An 18,644-nucleotide genomic window follows, 5' to 3' on the forward strand; every position below is an offset into this window, starting at 1 on the left:
CGATCAGGTACTACTACTATTTTTGCAAATTAACAAAAAATAAAACGAATAATTAAAAAATAAAATATTAAAATATTGTTTTTTAAAGAAAATAATTAACAAATATTAATTTAAAATTTATTTATTTTAATAAAATAAAATATGATATTATTGTAAAGCATATTATTTTTTTAAATAAATAATAAGTTTCTTGACAAAAAGTAAATTTAGATTTTAAATTTATCAATTGTTATAATAACAATAGATTTGTAAAAGGTTAGGTGAATTTTTATGTATAGTGAAAGTTTGAAAAATAATCTAAATAAATATATTATCAATCATTTCCCACATTTAAAAGTAATAGAAAAAGATTATAAAATTACTCATGAAAGTGTATCGAGAATGGTAATGCTTGATCGCTATGCACAAAAAGACAAAAGTTTAATCACACTAAAGCCAGGTGATCTAGTAATTACTATTATTCGTGAAGATGCTATTTTCCCAACAAGAGGAATTGGTTTTATTGTTGAACAACTAAAAAATGAAGTTTATGCTATTAAAATTGAAGATGAATATCTTGTTGCCATCGATCCTGAACTAATAAAAATTTCTGGTAAAGCTGGTATTATTCATAAGCAAAAATATGAACTTGAAAAACCATTAGAATTATTTTATGAACAAATTGCTTATCGTGTTAGTAAATCATTAGCCAAAAAAGAATCACCAAAGTTAAGATCTACTTATTTATCACAATTTTATCAACAGTTAAAATCACTAAATATTGTACCAGCAGGAAGAGTTCTCTATGGAGCTGGTAGTGATTCTGATGTTACTTTCTTTAACTGTTTTGTAATGCCTTTTATTCGTGATTCACGAGCTGGTATTGCTGCTCATCGTCAAGAAGTTATGGAAATTATGTCACATGGTGGTGGTGTTGGTTCTAATGGTTCAACACTACGACCAAAAGGTACTGTTGCCAAAACAGTTGGTGGTAAATCATCAGGAGCTGTTTCTTGATTAAATGATTTATCAACATTAACCCATTTAGTAGAACAAGGTGGTTCACGACGTGGAGCGCAAATGATTATGCTAGCCGACTGACACCCTGATATTATTGAATTTATTATTTCAAAAATGCAAAATGCAAAAATTCTATTATGATTAAAAGAAAATTCTAAATCAAGTTTAATTCGCGATGAAGCAAGTAAAAAATTAAAATTTGAAGTACTTAGTAATCAAGAGCGTGATATTTTTGAATCAATATTAAATAATGAACAACTTTTTAATAAAGAAACAATAGAAAATGCTAAAAATAAACTAGCAATTGGTGGAACTTGACAAGTAGTTAAAAGTGATTTTTTAACTGGAACAAATATTTCAGTAACTATTAGTGATGAATTTATGAATGCTGTTGCAACAAATGATAAATGAAATTTACGTTTTCCTGACTTAGATAACTATACGATAAAACAAAAACAAGATTATGATGAACATTGAAATAAAATTGGTGATGTTCATGATTGAGAAAAAATGGGTTATCCAATTAAAACCTATTACACAATTAATGCATCTGACTTATGAGATTTAATCAATTTCTGTGCTACATATTCAGCAGAACCTGGTATTTTTTTCATTGATAGAGCTAATGAAATGACCAATGCCCAAACATATGGCATGCGTGTTGTTGCAACTAATCCTTGTGGTGAACAACCCTTAGCTCCTTATTCAGTTTGTAATCTCGCCGCTATTAATCTCGCCAATTTTGTTGATAAAAAAACAAGCGAAATTCTTTATAACGAATTAAGTGAGTGTGTAACAACATGTGTTCGTATGCAAGATAATGTTATTGATAGTACTCCCTATTTTTTAGCAGCAAATAAAACACAAGCACTTGGTGAGCGAAGAATTGGTTTAGGAGTTATGGGTCTACATGATTTATTAATTTGAGGTAATTTAAAATATGGTTCTCAAGCAGCTAATGAAGTAGTTAATAAAGTTTTTGAAACTATTGCTACTAGTGCTTATCGTGCCTCAATTAACATTGCTAAAGAAAAAGGAAGTTTTCCATTTTTAAAATCACGAAAAGCATTTATTAATAGTGGTTTTATGAAAAGAATGCCAGAGGAAATTAGAAATGATATTCTTAAATATGGTATTCGTAATTCTCATTTATTAACTGTTGCTCCAACAGGTTCAACTGGAACAATGGTTGGTGTTGCAACAGGGCTTGAACCATACTTTGCCTTTTCATATTTCCGTTCAGGAAGATTGGGAAAGTTTATGGAAGTAAAAACAAAAATTGTTAATGACTGACTACAATTTCATCCTCAAATTAAAGAACAACCATTACCTGACATTTTTGTTTCAGCAATGCAGTTAACACCCGAAGATCATGCTAATGTTCAATGCATTATTCAACGTTGAGTTGATTCTTCAATTTCAAAAACTGTTAATGCTCCTAAAGGATATACTGTTAAAAAAGTAGAACAAATATATTATAAATTATACAAAGATGGAGCTAAAGGGGGAACTGTTTATGTTGATGGAAGCCGAGATAGTCAAGTTTTATCTTTATCTGATGATGACAATCAAATACAAGAACAAGTTAATTTAAACGATTTAGGATTAGCAGAAAATTTTATTGATAATATTGGTGAAACAAAACCAATTAAACCAGGATGGCGCAATGATCGTCAAGATCGTAAAATTGGTACTAATTTGGGTGATTTGTGTACAACATGTAAGGAAGGAGTCCTTGTCTTTAGTGGTGGCTGTTATACTTGCAATAATTGTGCTATTCAATCTAAATGTGGACTATAAATAATAGCAAAATATTTACTTAAATAAGTAGATATTTTTATTTTTTATAGTTATTTAGTTGTGTCAAGAGTGTATTTTAACTATCAAAATATTCTAGATTTATGTGAAGAAAATTTCTCTTTTAATTCTGATATTATTGAATTTTCATTCAAATCTATATCTTCTCATCAATATAAAACCAATTAATGATGAATATAGTGAAACAAAAAAACAACATTTAGTTATCCAGCAAGTATATTACTACCAGACCCATTAAATATTGCTAAAACTATTTCAATAATTCCAGAAAGTTTTACTTTAAATATAGAATTTGGATATGTTAATTTGTTTAATATAATGGAAAGGTTACAATTTTTAGAACCATAATTATATAGACACGATATAATTAATTAAAAAGAAAGGTCAACTATTATTATGGCAAAATATACTACTTATTCAGACAAGTTCAAGCAACAAATTGTTGCTCTTTACAAAAATGGTAAAAATATTACTACAATTGTTGAAGAATATCAAATAAAACGTTCAACAATTTATTCTTGAATAAAAATGGATAATATTTCAGGAAGTTTTAAAGTTAAAGACAATCTTTCTCCCGAACAAAGAGAGTTATGTGAATTAAGAAAACAAAGCAAACAATTACTAATGGAGAATGATCTTTTAAAGCAAGTGACGCTGATAATTGACAGAAAATAATTATCATTAAAAAGAATATTAATAAATATTCTATTACTAAAATGTGTAAGTTTTTAAAAATTTGTAAAGCAACTTTTTATTATAAAAGTCAAAAGAATAAACTAGATAAACAAAATTTAGTAAAAACTAGAGCAGTTATCAACGTCTTTAACAAAAGTTATTCAGTTTATGGTTCTAAAAAAATAAAAGCTGTTTTATGTAAACAAAATATTATTATTTCACGACGTAAAATTAGATTAATTATGCAATATGGATTAATATCAAAATATACAAGCGCTAAATATAAGACAAATATAAGTAAAGTTAACGAAGAAAAAACAAATAATCTTTTAAATAGAAATTTCAATAATAAAGGATTAGGAGAAGTTATTGTGTCGGATTTAACTTATGTTAGCGTAGGAAATGCTTGAAACTATATTTGCTTAATTATTGACTTATTTAACCGTGAAATAATTGGTCATAGTGTTGAAAGTAACAAAGATGCTAAACTAGTAAGTGAAGCATTATTATCAGTGACTAGACCTTTAAAAAATACTAAACTTTTTCATACCGATCGAGGTAGTGAATTTAAAAACTATAAAATTGCTGAAACATTACAGTTTTTTAATATTACTAGATCCCTAAGTAAAAAAGGATGTCCCTATGATAATGCTGTTGCTGAAGCAACTTATAAAATATTTAAAACTGAATTAATTAACCATCAAAAATTTAACTCATTATTTGAATTAAAAATTAAAGTTTTTGATTACATTAACTAGTATAACAAACATCGTATTCATGGAAGTTTAGGTTATTTAACTCCTATTGAATATAAGAATATAGTGTCTATTAAAAAATAGTCTGAAAAACTGTTGCCTTTCCAAAAGAATATGAAATTTTAAAATAAAATCAGATAAAGAAGAAGTATATAATCCTGGAAATTCTAAAAATATAATTGATTATATGAATAATTATCATAAATATTTAAAATGATTTAATTATAGTTATGATTTTAAAATGAGTAATTCAAGAAATGATTATTGTATACAAGGAGCAGATTTTTAGCACACGCAATATATAAAATTTATAATGGAAATTATATTAAATATTTTAATTATATTAATGATAAAAAACAAATATTTTTTACAAAATTATCTTTTGAAAATTATGAAGAAAATAATATAATTAACAAAAATATAGAAAATGATAATATGTAATTATAAAGGTGGCCATAGGCTTAATTGCCCACATTGGTAAGAACGTACATCCGTTTCCCACCTTTTTTTATTAAAAAGTTACCTAAGTAACTTTATTTTCTATAATATTATCTATTTCTTGATTATTATCTTTTATCTTAAAAAATCGATAAGTATTAACAGATAAAAAACATATATAAATTAAATAAGATATTATTAATATTAATATTAATAAAATATTACTATAATAATCTTTAGTAAAAAATGAAAATATGGCACTAATAATTAAAGGAATAATTGCTATTCATAAAAATATATATGATTTTTTACTTTTTTTTATTCCTAATCAACCAATAGCACTAATTATAACTGATAATGCAAACGCAATGCTAACTATTTTTTCAGCAATTTCATTAGTAATCATTTTAAAATACCTTTCTTTATTATTATAAAAATTATTATAACAAATTATCTTACGTTTAAAATAATTATGGTTCTAAAAATTGTACCTATCCAGTAACTTATCCAATTAAAATATGTATTTTTTAAATCATAATGATGATAATTGACCATGATGAACAGAATTTGTAAATTCACTTTATACAATTTCAATTGCCATGTCTATGACTTTTCTAATTTTGATGTTTGTATCTTATAAATTATTTGTTCGTTTTTGTGATAATAAAAATTTTAAAAAATTATGGGAGCATAACGATGTTGTCTATAATATTCATTATTTGTCTTTAAATTATAAAGTTAGACGAGAATAATTTAGACTTTATATGCAATTGTATATTAATCTTAACACTTGTAAAACATAAGTCAACAATAATGCTTAGTTTTATAATTCAAAAATTCTTATTAAAATAATTTTTAATAAGTTTTTAAGTATGTTATAATAAATTAAAGTCCTTTAAGATAAACCGTATACCCTTTGATTACTAAGCGTATGTTAAGTACGTGGTCTCTTAGGCAAATCCCTTTAATTAGGGATTTTTTTATAATAACTGTATTTCTGTATTTATTTGATAGCATTTAAAATTAACCATTTTTGAATACATATCAATATTATAGGTTCTACTTCCAATCATATGTTTTAAAATTTGTTTAATATTAGTTTCAGTAAAACAACCAATATTTTCAACTAATGCTTGATTTAATACGCCATCTTTTGCATTAATGAAATAACCAACTTTTAATTTTGGATATTTTAATATTAATGAATTTAAAAAATCAATTAATTCATAATATTGACCTTTTGAAAATAAATTTTGTGCATATTCATAATGTAGTTTAGCAATTTTATTTTTTCTTCTTCCTGCCATAATTCCAAGAAATAAAACATGAAAAGCATGAAATTTATCTAAAATAAATTTAGCATTTAAAATTTCAGCAGTTTTTCTAATTCATTTTGCACTATCACCACAAATTATTAAATTTGCTTGGTCAAAATTTTCATAATATAATCTACCATATTTTTGAATTAATTGTGCAGTTTTATATGCACCAATTTTTGTTTTTGATAATCTTATTTTACATGCAGCTCTTTTATTAATTAATTTGCCATTTTTCTTTTTACCAATGCAAAATATTATTAATCTCATAGAACATTTTTTACATTTTTTACTATTATGGTTATCATTAAACTTAAATTTTCTATGTCCATCATCAATATTTATATATAAAGTTTGGTTTGGTTTTAATTTGATTTTAGGAATTTTTATTTTTTGTAATTGAAATTTTTGATATGTTCTAAAAACAGCACTATTACTTATTAAGTCTTCTATAAAAGTATCACAAACATCACGATACCTTTTTCCGTCAGTAAAATATTTTAAAATTTGTTTAATAACATCGGGTGCTAATTTACTATACTTTTTAACACCAAGATATATATCTAGTAATGACACATATTCAATTTTTTGTATTTTTTTGTTATAATATGTACAAATACGTCGCTTATAAGTTAATAGGCCTTTTTTTGTTTTTAATTTTCTTTTTCTAAATTTACATGGTTTATATATAGATTTATCACATTCATTTCATAATTTATCATCTATTTGTTTAAACAATTCTTGTGTTTGTTTTAAATTTAATTCATCTTGATTAAAATAATGTTGTTCTCAATTAAAATGATTTTGAAAAAATAACATTCTTTATTTCCTTTCTAAATTTATTAATAATTAAATTTTAACTTATATATGTTAACTAAGGAGTAAATATGCCATTCATTAGTAGTTATGCACAATTAAATAAAAAATATGACCTTAATTTTAGTGATAATAATTATGGTTTTAGTTGAGATATTTTTAAAGCATTTGTTGGTGATGAATGAGCAGAATATTTTACTACTAATTGTTTTTATCGTTTTATACCAACAGCACGGGGAACAAGAAAAACTTGAAACTGTTTAGCATTTGATTTATTTATATGCTGTAATTTTAATGATAGTAGTGTACAAGAAGTAAGACGATATGAAAATACTCATAGTGAAACCACTATTGGTGCTTTAATGAATGTTTGTCAAGTTTTATTAGATATATATGATATTAATTTATTACCTAATAATTCCCATGATATTAAATGAAAAATTACTAAGGATGGTGGGTGTATTATTTTTCCTAATAATCAACAAATTGATTTTATTGGTTATGCTAATGGTAATAAAATTTTTGGAAAAGAAGCAGGTGGGTCAAGTTTTTTAGGTTCACGTACAGATGAAATAATTATGGAAGAAGAAAAAGAAACGTTGACAGAAAAGCAATTAACATATCGCTATGAACGCTTACAAAATTCTATGTTTAGAAGTAATCGTATTAAAGTATCAAATGAACCAATTAAAGAATGAAGTTGAACATTTATTGATAAAAATATATATAGTTCTACTTTTGGACAAAAGATTACTCGTTATTTTTATAAAAGTTTTTTTATTACTTTTACATGTAATCCATACGATAAATATCACCCATTTTATTTAAAGTACTGTACACCATTTTTACCATTAAATGATAAAACTATGGATAATCTTAAAAAAGTTGGTAAAGTTTATTATGAAAATAAAGAAGTGTTTAGTGGTTTAGGTTTATTTATTTTAAGATTTACTATTCAACCGTTTTGAAATAAATTACCAGAAATTCAAAAAAGAACATTAATAGAAATGAAAAAAAGTAATCCCGATGAATTTAATACTGTTTTTTATGGTTTTGAATTTTTAGATAGTGATGCTACAATTTTCCCATTTCAAAAAACATTAAAATATTGACAAACATATGATTTAAAACAATTTTATAATCAAGAAAAAGATATATATAAATTTGATTTTTATAGTATTGGTATTGATTGAGCAACTGGTCATAAAGACCATACTGTATTTATGGTAGTTGGATTTAAAGAATATAATAATACTGGTTATTATGACGCTTATATTATTTGTGAATTAGTAGTTACACCAAATGACTTTATTAATGAAAATGAAAAGATTAATGCTTATGCTAATGAAATTTTAGGGTTAATTGATAATTTTGAAAATTTTGAACAAACGGTTTACTTTTATGATGATAAAGCACGAACAGCAATGGATTGATTAAATCAAAAATTAATAGATGAACATAATACTATTTTAATAACACAAACTGCTATTAAACATGCTTCAAATCTAAATCAAGAAGCAGGATTAACTAATCGCGTAGTTTGAATGAGAAATATTATGAGTTATGGAAACTTTTATGCAAATAAAGATGATTTACCAAAAACTACTCAATGTTTAGAAGAGTTAAGATATGACCAAACAAAAACTAACATTCCAGATAAAAATATGTACCAAGATCCTTATGATGCTCTGTTTTATGCACTATATCCATATAAAAACGTAATTCGTGGTAAAAATAATGCTACTGTGAAAAAAAGCATCTTCACATTTGCCATATAATAAACAAGTGACATAAAATTAATAGTATAGGTCTCACAAAATAAACACCTTTTATTTAGGCGTTATTTTGCGTTTAAAAGTATACTTGTAAAAATAATAAAAAATAAGTACAATTAAACAATAAGATGTTAAGAAATAAGGAGTAAATTATGATGAATAAAGAAAAAGAATTAAAAGTTATGAATAAATTAAAATCTTTAAAAGAGATTTTACAAAATGAACGTTATTTGCCAAAATAAAAATTGTAATAAAAAATGAACAAATATTATATTATTAGAATTAAAATCAACAACATTTAGTCTTTTTCTTTGTGAAAATCATACAATTAATTTAGAACATGAATTATTACCAAAATGATTAAAAACTTGTGAAAAATTAAGAAAAAATAACAAAATAAAAAAGGAGAAATTTATCATGAAAACATGAATAAAAACAAATTTAAGTAAAATAACATTAGCATTAGCACTAATTGGTGCAGTAAGTGGAGTAACAGGTTTAATAATTGGTTCAATATCACATCATAAAACTAATGATTTGAGTTATTTTTTAGACCACGATTATAATGCGCATTGGGGGGGCTTCTATATGACAAAGTCCGAGAAGTGACCATTATAAAATAGATTTATATTTTGCAATTAAACCAGCTAATAAGAATGATAAAAAATGAGATGGTAATTATCCCTATGGATATTTTGATAATTAAATTTCTAAATTAATATAAGAAATATTTTCATTATATTTATCAAATAAATTAATATTAGTTAGATTTATTTCTTGTTTATCAGTTATTAAAATTAAATCATAATTTCCAGAACCAAATATACCACTAATTTCAATCCGATTTAAGTTATTAATCGGATTTTTAATTTGTAATTCAAATTCACTATTATTATCAATTTGTGAAATTTCTTTATAAAATTCTAATTTAGAAAGTAATTGAGATTTATTTGAACCATATAAATTTAATGCATTTTCAATTTTATTATTACTAATAATTGCTTTTGTAAAGTATTTTCCATATTCACCATTACCTAATGTTCAATCAGCAGGAATTAATGACGGTATATTGTTACTTTCTAATTCATTTGTAATAGATAATCAGTTGAATTGATTATCATCAAGTTTAAATAATTCATTTTGACTAATATCATTATTTTTTAGTTTAATGTTATTCATATCTGTAAAGTCAAAATATGCTGATTTTAACATTACTTTTGCATCTTTAAATTCTCAAACTTCATCAGAATTACTATGTATAGGATTTGATTTTAATTCAAAATAATAGGGTAATAAAATTTTATTATCATCATTTAAACCTTTATTAATTGACATTGTTGAATAAATATTACTTGATAACATGATGACTAGTTGTTTAAAAATCTGAACTTGTGGTAAATTTATATAATTTGGATAATCTAATTTTCATTGTTTGAATAAATTAGTAATTACTTCATCAGGTTTTTGTCCTTCAAATTTTGCTCTTAATTTATCTAATTCATTTGGTTTTTTCGTTGGGTCTAAACTTGCCCCATCAAAGTTTCTATTATATGTATATGTATAAGTTAACATATCTAATAATACTTTTTGTAAACTATCAATTGGTGGTCTATCTTTTATTTCTATTTCAACATCATGAAATTTATTTGTTGTAGCAATATTTAAAACTCAATCAGCTGTTGTTCAAGGCAAATGCCATACTTCATTATCTTTTAATTCTTTTTCTTCATTTAATGGTCATAATTGTGCACTCTTAGTAACTTTATAACCTAATTTAGTATATGTAACTCTTGCATTATTAATAATTTCTTTTCTTGTTTCAGTTCCACCACCAATAGCAATTAAATCTAAAACTGATTTTTCTTGTCCTATAAATTGCTTTGCTAAATTTCAAGGTAATATTTGTTCGCTAAATCATTGTTGTAATATTCTAACTTTTGGTTGAGTTTCAATAGGCATTGATAACAGCGGAAATGCTATCTTATCTTTAACAAATAACTTTGGGTATACTTCCATATTGTCAACTTCACCAAGTACCTTTATATTGCCGAAAATCATGCTTCTAGGTGCTTTAATTTTTAAACCAATAACTTTGGTATCTTTATCTAATGGTTTTTGTAATTTAATAATGATTGGATAACCATCTCTTGTTTTAAAATCTTTAATTTTAATAATAGTAATACTTTTAGTACTTCTTGTTTTTGGATTTTGATAAGGCTGAGAATAATTATTAATGATATATAAATTATCAATATTATTTTCAGTTAATGGTTCATTTATACTAACTGCATATAACTTAAATTGATTTAATAAATTTATTTCTTGAAAAATTAAATTTTTAATATCAGTCATACTATATTCAATTGTATTATCATTAATATTAGTACTTGCTCTTTGATTTAATTGCATAGTAAAGTCAGATGTTTCAACAGCAGTAGTTTTTAAAACTTTTTCAATATCAATAAAACCAATTTTAATAGTATTTGCTGAAAATTTTAAACTATTATTTTCATTATTTTTAAATAAACGCTCAATTTCATAAATATAAATTGTTCTTTTTTTAAATTCATCATATGCTCTATTAATATCAGGGTCACTAGTAGCACGCATCATATTAGTAAAATCATAAGGAATATTATCAATTAAATAATCATTTTCTACATCTGCTTGATTAAGTTTAGTTTGCTTTTGTTTCTGTGGAAACTTGGTTTGTGGTTTGTTGTTGTTTTCCATTGTTATCTCCTATTAATTGGTTATTTTCAGGGTTAAATAATTTTAATTTAACAGTTAAATTATTAATTTCTTGTTCATCATCAATATTAAATGTTTGACTATTTAATAAATCTTTATCTAAATTTACTAACAATTTAATAAATTTAAGAATATCAATATTAAATTGTCATAATTTTTGTTCAATATAATTAATAGTTGAAATATTTACAGCTGTACTTTCAGGTACTGATTGTTGTGCAGATTTCTTTTGACTTGGTATATGAATACCACAGCGCTTAGATATTTCATTTACCAATCAGTCATATATATCAGTTAAATTTTTACCTTTAAAATTACTACTAGTCATATTGACACTTTCGTTTTGTTCGTTATTATCACCAGCACTTTTAAATATATAATTCTTAGTAACTAATGTTCTTACTGCTTCTTCCATTAAAGATTGAACATTACCATAAGTTTGACTAAAAATAAACTTCGGTGAGTTTAAAATAGTATCTAATACAATTTGTTCAAATATAACATCTAATGCTTTAATTTTATCCATTACTTTATTACAATCTGCTAATTCATTTGCTTTATTTCGCATAATTGTAATTGGTATATAGTTAATATTTAATGTTTGTTCTTGTGTTAAATTAGGATTATTAATATATGTTTTAAAATCTAATGGAAATTGTTTTTTATTATCACTAATACTATAAATTGCACGATTAATTGTTACTTGTTCATTATTTAATGTATAAACTTCAAATAATCTTACAGTTTGTGAATTTTGTTCATAACTATCATAAAAAATAGTACATTGAATTAATTTACCAGTAATATCATAAACTCTTTGTTGTATATCAACTACTTGAAAATATAAATTATCATTTGCAATATAAATTAAATAACCACTAATTCCTAATTTACTTAATTTAAAAATAGAATTTCAATTTTTTCTATAAAATTCTTGTTGAATTAAATATTGTTTAATAGTTTCATTATTAATATCTAATGGAGCATTATATAAATTAGCGTTATTTTCTGCTACAAAATCAGTAAAATAAGTTTCATGGTTAAAATTATTAAAACCAAAATAACTTAAAATAGAAGCATGAGTACTTTTATTTTTATTAGTTAAAAACTTTAATTTTTCACCTTGATTATCAGTAATATTTGTTTTTTCTTTTCTTTTAAAGAAACTTAACATAATATTCACCACCTTTCTAAAATATTTGATTAATTTTTAACATAATTTTGACAATAATAAATATAACTAAAATTGCTGTTGCTGCTGATAATAATAAACCAATTAAACCTAAAATAATTTTTAAAATTTTAAAAAACATAATCTTATTCCTGTAATTCTTGTAATTTTCATAAATAACCTTGATCAGTTATTAATTTATTATTTACAATATTAATATATGAAATTCTTTTTAAACTTGGAAGAAAACATACTCAATTTGATGATGTTTGTGGTTGTCAAAATATTTCTATTGTTTGTGTTGGAGTTTTGCCAAATGTACTCGTACTAAAAGGATTCAAATCATAAAATATTTTATAAAATGTATTTGATTTTAATTGATAAGAATGAATAGAATTACCACTTAATGATATTGCTACATCTTTTCATTTTGGATAAGGTGTTGGTGTTGGACTTTCTTTTAAATTTATTTCTCATTCATTTTCTCTAATTTCTTTTGTTAATAAAGTTTTTGAATCAATTTTTATAGGCTTTTCAATATCTATTACTTCTGGTGATTTTATTTCTAATGTATTACTTTTAATTTCATATAAATCCTCTGCTTTTAATTCTTCAAGCCTATATATTGCTCCACCAGTATCGCCACCATCTAATTTTAAAGTTCATTTTGTATTATCATAAATCATATTTAAAACAGCATCACTATTACCTATTTTTCTAGAAGTAATACGATAAGCACCAGTTCCAATTGCTTGTGCAGGTGTAAAAAAGATAACTTCTTTATAACCATTTTGTAAAGGTATACTTGTTTCAGTAATTAAAAATACACGATAAAGAGCATTTAAACTAGGTGAAAAATTACTTCAAGTTCTATCATCAATTCGCTCACCTATTGTTTTTCATACAACAAGTTTTTTAATTAAATCTTTTATTTTTATAATTTCATCATCAACATATTTTTTATCTGGAATATCTTTATCATCTGTTACATTAGGATTATTTCTATAAATTAAAGTTTTACCACCAACATTTGTTTTAATAATTTCATTAACTAATCTTGTAGTACTATCTTTATCATCTTTATTATTGAAGATTCTATTTTCATCAATATTCCCACCATTTGCTTTAATTTCATTAATAGCACCAACAATAGTTTTATCAGTAGTTTCTAAATTAGGATTTTCAGTACCAAGAGCATTTACAGCAAAAGCATATGGAAATTGTTCTACATCCATTTTTTTATCTATATTTACTTTATTTTCATTAATTGCAGGAACAATTTGTTTAGCAACTGTTTGTAAATTATCGTCATTTATATTTTGTTTTTTATCTAATAATTCATTAGTTTCTTGTTTTGTATAATAATCATGTTCTGTACTATCTTCTGCTATAAATTCAGTTGGTGTCCCTTTTCCTATATATTGGTATAATTCAACAGAAATAGGTTGATAATTAGCATCATTAGAAGTTACAGTAATATCATTTCATTCCTGAGTAAATAATAATTGTATTTTAACATTATCATTTACAATTAATTCATCTAATTTAATACTTTTTTGTGTTGTTCTTTGAACTTCTCCACCTAAACTAAATATAGTTTTTTTATTACTATATATATAATTATCAGTTGGATTAGTAGTGGATTGGTAACTATAACCCCATATTGCTAAATATATTTTTCCAAATTCATTACTAGGAATAATAGAAGACATTTTTTTTCATAAAGGACTAGTTGCAATATTAAATCAATTATTTTTAATATCATCAATATTTTGTTTATTAATATCAACTTTATTTTCTAATAATTTAATATTATTTTCATTGGTAGTAATTCTTTTTTGTTGTTTAGCAGAAAAGTCAGCAGTTGCAGCATGAGTAAAATCACCAACTTGTGGATTATTTTGTAATGCTTCTGGTGGTAATGTACCAATTTCATCAGGTCAATCTAAAATCATTGTTTCAGTTTCTTTATCATATTCAGTTGCTACATAACCTTTATTAACAAACTTACTAACAGGACCCCTATATATTTCATTTTCATTATCATCAACTAAATCATCATATAATTTCATTTGCTTTGATAATGTAAATGCTTTTTGTTCTTTAATTAATTCATCAACTTGATTTCTAGTATAGAATGCTTTTAAATCAATTTTTTCAATATCTATTTCATCATTATTATAACTTGAAAATATTTGTTTTAATTCTGTTAATCTTGCTCATATTTTCATTCTACTAGGTGCTAAATCTCAAACATTAATACTAGGAATACTATTTGCACTAAATGATGTACCATTATTAAATTGAATAGTAGCATCAACATTAAACTCAATTGGTGTACGATTAAATACTCAATGTTCAACACAAACATAAACCATATCTCTTAATGTTTCTTTAATTAATTCATCTTTAAAACTATCAAAAGGAAATTTAGATAAAATAAAATTAAGATAAGCATTAATATCATTTTGAGCACGAATAGCAAAAGTTGTAAATCAATCCTTAACATTAGGTCATGTATTTATATATTGTTGTGGTGTTTCTATAATTTTTCCAGTTAATGGATATCAGTTATTATAGTTTTCTAAACTGACATCAGTTCAAAGTTTATTAATCATAATTTATCATTCCTTAAAAAATGCTTTTTTATAATGCTTAGTTTTTGTTTTAGTTTTCCTATGCACTATATGAATAACTTCTTTTTGTAATTTCTTTTTACCTTTTGCTACAACTTGACTATATACAAATTTTTCTAAATGATGTAATAATCCTGTACCAAATAATGTATTAACTGAAAATTTTAAACCAACACTTTTAAATGATTTATTAATATTTTCAATAGGATTATTAATAACATTAACTACTTTATGGTAAGTTCTTACTATTCTAAATATTTCTCTATAAACTTTAAAACTATCTCTAATTACTTGTTGAACAACTGGTGGAGCAAATGCAATTGCTTTTAATCATTTATTACGACTAACTCCATAACCAATGTATCAACCACTATATCAGCGATATCAATGGAATGGATGTATTTGAGTGATAAAAGTTTCTGCTTTAAGAATACTATCAATAACTATAATTGGTTTATATTTAGGATTACGATGATAAATAGTAATTGCACATTTACTTAATGATAAAGGTTGAATTTTGCAACCCATAAATACAGGTGAATTTAATGGGATTAATTGTGCATGTTTAATTGCTTTCTTTTCTGCACTAGTAAATAAATCTGTTGCTTTTTCTTTTAATTTATTAATTTTTTCAAATACTTGTTTTTCTAACTTTTCAAATTTTTCTTGTAATTTATATATACTTTCTCGTAATTTTTCAAAATATGGAGTATCTTTTCAAAATTTATTTAAACCTTTTTTTAAATAAAATCTAATATCAAAATACTTAAAAATTTTATTTGCTTTTAAAACAACCTTATGAATTGAACTCTTTTTAAAATTAAATTTAATAGCATTAGCACGAATTTTTTGTAAATCTAAAATTAAAGATTTACCATATCTATTATCTGTATGTATTGTATGAACTAAATTTAATCAATCATGTTGATTCATTTTTAATACTTCTTTTAAATCAGTATTATATTTTTTAAAAAAATTATTTGCTTTTTCAATATCTTTAATTTTAAACTTTGGAGTTAATTGTGGACTTAATTTTATTAATGTATTTTGTAATAATAAATAATCTTTTAACTCTTGTACTTCTAATTTTTGAAAATTATTTTTATATTGTCTTTCAGCAACATAACCTAAATTTTGGATTATTGTCTCACGATTAGGAGCAAAACTATAATTAAATAAATAACGTTTATTACCAATAATTTTATCTGTTAAAATTTCTTTACCACTTACTTGACTAATAATTTCTTGTAAGTTTTTTGCTTCTTTAATACCAATTTGTTCTAATGTTTTAGTTTTTTGTGCTAATTTAATAAATTTAGTTGTACGATAACCACGACTAATTTTATTAAGTCCAGCAAATGCAGGTAAGATATTAAAAAAAGTATTTAATGGTGTTACATTTCCTTTTAAATAATCATAAACTTGATTAATAGTAAAATCAGTTAAAAACTCTACACCAACAGCACTAATACTAGCAAGTAAATCACTTGCACCTAATCCAAGTGCTATACTTTCACTTAATCCACCAGTAAAAGGAGCAAGTGCTACTGCTATTACTTGTACACCAATCATTTCTAAAATTTCTCATCAAAAACTTTTATTTTCTTGTTGTTTACTTATTCTAGTATGTTTTGGTTTATTGATATTTAAAAGTATTGCTGTACTAGTTGTACCAATTGGCATGATATTAATTTCCTTTATTTAAGAGTTATTTTAATTGGATTTGTTGACCCTTTATAATTTATATCATTAACATTGGCAGTAATAGTTATATACAAGTCACCTACTTTTTGTTTTTGATTACTTACATTAGTTTTTCCTTGGACATCACTAAAATATTTAATATTTGGATTTATTAAATTTGGATTTAATGATTTAAGTTCATTAGTACTTTTTATTTCTGTATCTAATTCATTATTATTTTTATTAACATTTGCAGTAATATTTGTTGTTAAACTTGTAATTTTAGTTTTTAAATCAATTTTATCAGTATTAATAATTCCACATAACATTCAACGTGAAGTTTTTTCTTCATCTGTTATATAAGGTATTGCTTCACCAGTTAATTCTCCACCAACTAAATATCTTCTTCCAACTTTACCATCATTTATGTCTTGTACATATACAACTGTATTTTGTAACATATATCTTTTCATTGCTCTTGGTGTTGCTAAGACAAAAGACATAATTTTAGTTTCATTATTATCAGTAAAAGTCATATAGTCATCCATTACAATTTGACATAATACACCTTTGATATATAAATTTGTTCCATTTAATCTTAATTGTTGTGCTATTTGATTATCAGTAATTAAACCTTTATTATCAGCTAAATAAACTAAACTATCATATAAATTATTAGTAATAAAAAATTGACAATTATTACTATTTCTTAATTGAAATAAAGTATTTCAAGCAGATAACATTGATTTTAAATAGCCTACTGGTGTTGTATCAGTAATATCTAATCTAGTTGCATATTTTGCAATTACAGTTGTATCATTATTTGCTAAATAATCTGCTAAATCATTTGCTACTTCATATTGCATTGTATTTAATAAATTTTGTCCATTTTCAGCGTTTAAATCAACATTAGCAATTATTTCACCTGCAACTGCTTCTTGTTTAATTTCTTTTAAAATTTTAATAGTTTCAGCATAACTAACATCTAATCCTTTACTTTTATCATTTCATTTTAATACTTTAATTTCTGAATTTTTTGGTTTTTTAACTATAAATTCAATTTTTGTAGAATTAACCATTTCAATAGGAAAAAAACTTGCTCATGGTGAATTTGATTGTTTATAAAATTCTATAAACTCTGGTGCTTCTACTAATTTTTCGGTATTATCTAAATTTTGATTGAATGGTACTGACATTTTTTCATTTCCTTTCTGTTATAAATTATTTTTCTTTTTATAATCCAATAAAGTACTTTTTATTGAACTTGGTTGATTTGTTATTATTGTTTGTTGTTTACCACCTGTATTTATTATTTCTTTAAATACTGGTTGTTCTTTAATCATTTTTTTAATAGCTTCTTCTATTTTTGAATTTTCTATATTATTAGTTTTAAATTTTAAATAATCATAAAATTCACTTTTAACTTGATATTTTTTAAATATATTAATTATTTCTTTTTCCTTAATTTCGTTATTTAATTTATTTAACTTATTTTCTGCTTCATTAACTTTATTTTCTATTTCTTGTGAAGAATCATTATTTTTAATTAAAGGTTCAGTTGCTTGTTGAACATTATTTTCATTTTCTAACATTTACAGTACCCCATTATTTAATTTCTTTATTAATTTTTTCATTAAGTTTTGCTAATTTTTTTTGATGTTTTATAATTTTATTATTTGCTCTAACATGTTTTGGAGTTGTAATAAATCTTTTTAATAAAACAATAATTTCTCGACAAATTAATATACCTGTACTTATTCCAATTGTTTCAAGTGCTTTTAAAAATTCTTGCATTTCCATATTTTCCTTTC

Annotated in this window: 14 protein-coding genes and 1 pseudogene; 5 read left to right on the forward strand and 10 right to left on the reverse strand. The window is 23.6% G+C overall.

All coding sequences use genetic code 4. The features are described from left to right. The first annotated feature begins 270 nt into the window (after positions 1 to 270). Positions 271 to 2,799 (forward strand): vitamin B12-dependent ribonucleotide reductase, encoded by a 2,529-nt coding sequence (locus tag ACQH25_RS06715; RefSeq protein WP_425381233.1) that lies wholly within the window; start codon positions 271 to 273, stop codon positions 2,797 to 2,799. Positions 2,800 to 3,213: 414 nt separating this feature from the next. Next, positions 3,214 to 4,247, forward strand: a pseudogene (locus tag ACQH25_RS06720) (IS3 family transposase); the annotation flags it as partial. 523 nt (positions 4,248 to 4,770) lie between these two features. Here the strand turns inward: ACQH25_RS06720 and ACQH25_RS06725 are convergent. Then, the gene (locus tag ACQH25_RS06725; protein ID WP_425381234.1) at positions 4,771 to 5,091 is read right to left on the reverse strand and encodes a hypothetical protein; all 321 of its coding nucleotides are present in this window, start codon (positions 5,089 to 5,091) and stop codon (positions 4,771 to 4,773) included. Positions 5,092 to 5,203: 112 nt separating this feature from the next. Between ACQH25_RS06725 and ACQH25_RS06730 the strand changes: the two genes are divergently transcribed. After that, a complete protein-coding gene (locus ACQH25_RS06730) occupies positions 5,204 to 5,437 on the forward strand; it encodes a hypothetical protein (RefSeq protein WP_425381235.1) in 234 nt (77 codons plus the stop codon). A gap of 228 nt (positions 5,438 to 5,665) precedes the next feature. Here ACQH25_RS06730 and ACQH25_RS06735 read toward each other — a convergent pair whose 3' ends face one another. After that, positions 5,666 to 6,820 carry an Mbov_0401 family ICE element transposase-like protein gene (locus ACQH25_RS06735; protein WP_425381009.1) on the reverse strand — a complete coding sequence of 385 codons (1,155 nt, stop codon included), beginning with the start codon at positions 6,818 to 6,820 and terminating at the stop codon, positions 5,666 to 5,668. Between the two features lie 68 nt (positions 6,821 to 6,888). Here ACQH25_RS06735 and ACQH25_RS06740 point away from each other — a divergent pair, with 68 nt between their 5' ends. Both ACQH25_RS06740 and ACQH25_RS06745 read left to right on the forward strand, forming a co-directional pair. Then, positions 6,889 to 8,595: a hypothetical protein gene (locus tag ACQH25_RS06740; RefSeq protein WP_425381236.1), complete on the forward strand. Its 1,707-nt coding sequence runs from the start codon at positions 6,889 to 6,891 to the stop codon at positions 8,593 to 8,595. Positions 8,596 to 8,811: 216 nt separating this feature from the next. Then, the gene (locus ACQH25_RS06745) at positions 8,812 to 9,210 is read left to right on the forward strand and encodes a hypothetical protein (protein WP_425381237.1); all 399 of its coding nucleotides are present in this window, start codon (positions 8,812 to 8,814) and stop codon (positions 9,208 to 9,210) included. Between the two features lie 84 nt (positions 9,211 to 9,294). On the opposite strand, the gene ACQH25_RS06750 is transcribed toward ACQH25_RS06745, so the two are convergent. The 8 genes from ACQH25_RS06750 to ACQH25_RS06785 are packed head-to-tail and all read right to left on the reverse strand — an operon-like array spanning position 9,295 to position 18,633. After that, a complete protein-coding gene (locus tag ACQH25_RS06750) occupies positions 9,295 to 11,325 on the reverse strand; it encodes a hypothetical protein (RefSeq protein WP_425381006.1) in 2,031 nt (676 codons plus the stop codon). Continuing rightward, entirely contained in the window at positions 11,270 to 12,517 is a 1,248-nt protein-coding gene (locus ACQH25_RS06755) for a hypothetical protein (protein ID WP_425381005.1), read from the reverse strand. Before ACQH25_RS06755 ends, ACQH25_RS06750 begins: the two co-directional genes overlap by 56 nt. A 16-nt stretch (positions 12,518 to 12,533) precedes the next feature. Then, entirely contained in the window at positions 12,534 to 12,656 is a 123-nt protein-coding gene (locus ACQH25_RS06760) for a hypothetical protein (RefSeq protein ID WP_425380902.1), read from the reverse strand. Positions 12,657 to 12,660: 4 nt separating this feature from the next. Further along, positions 12,661 to 15,132 carry a hypothetical protein gene (locus ACQH25_RS06765; RefSeq protein ID WP_425381238.1) on the reverse strand — a complete coding sequence of 824 codons (2,472 nt, stop codon included), beginning with the start codon at positions 15,130 to 15,132 and terminating at the stop codon, positions 12,661 to 12,663. Positions 15,133 to 15,135: 3 nt separating this feature from the next. Continuing rightward, positions 15,136 to 16,833, reverse strand: a complete 1,698-nt coding sequence (locus ACQH25_RS06770; protein ID WP_425380802.1) for a hypothetical protein — start codon at positions 16,831 to 16,833, stop codon at positions 15,136 to 15,138. 14 nt (positions 16,834 to 16,847) lie between these two features. Next, positions 16,848 to 18,029, reverse strand: a complete 1,182-nt coding sequence (locus ACQH25_RS06775; protein ID WP_425381002.1) for a hypothetical protein — start codon at positions 18,027 to 18,029, stop codon at positions 16,848 to 16,850. An 18-nt stretch (positions 18,030 to 18,047) separates the two neighbouring features. Beyond that, positions 18,048 to 18,425, reverse strand: a complete 378-nt coding sequence (locus ACQH25_RS06780; RefSeq protein ID WP_425380725.1) for a hypothetical protein — start codon at positions 18,423 to 18,425, stop codon at positions 18,048 to 18,050. 13 nt (positions 18,426 to 18,438) lie between these two features. After that, positions 18,439 to 18,633, reverse strand: a complete 195-nt coding sequence (locus ACQH25_RS06785) for a hypothetical protein (protein WP_425380726.1) — start codon at positions 18,631 to 18,633, stop codon at positions 18,439 to 18,441. Between the last annotated feature and the right edge of the window lie 11 nt (positions 18,634 to 18,644).

This window comes from Spiroplasma endosymbiont of Polydrusus pterygomalis (assembly GCF_964030825.1).
In the GTDB taxonomy this organism is placed as follows: domain Bacteria; phylum Bacillota_I; class Bacilli_A; order Mycoplasmatales; family VBWQ01; genus Spiroplasma_E.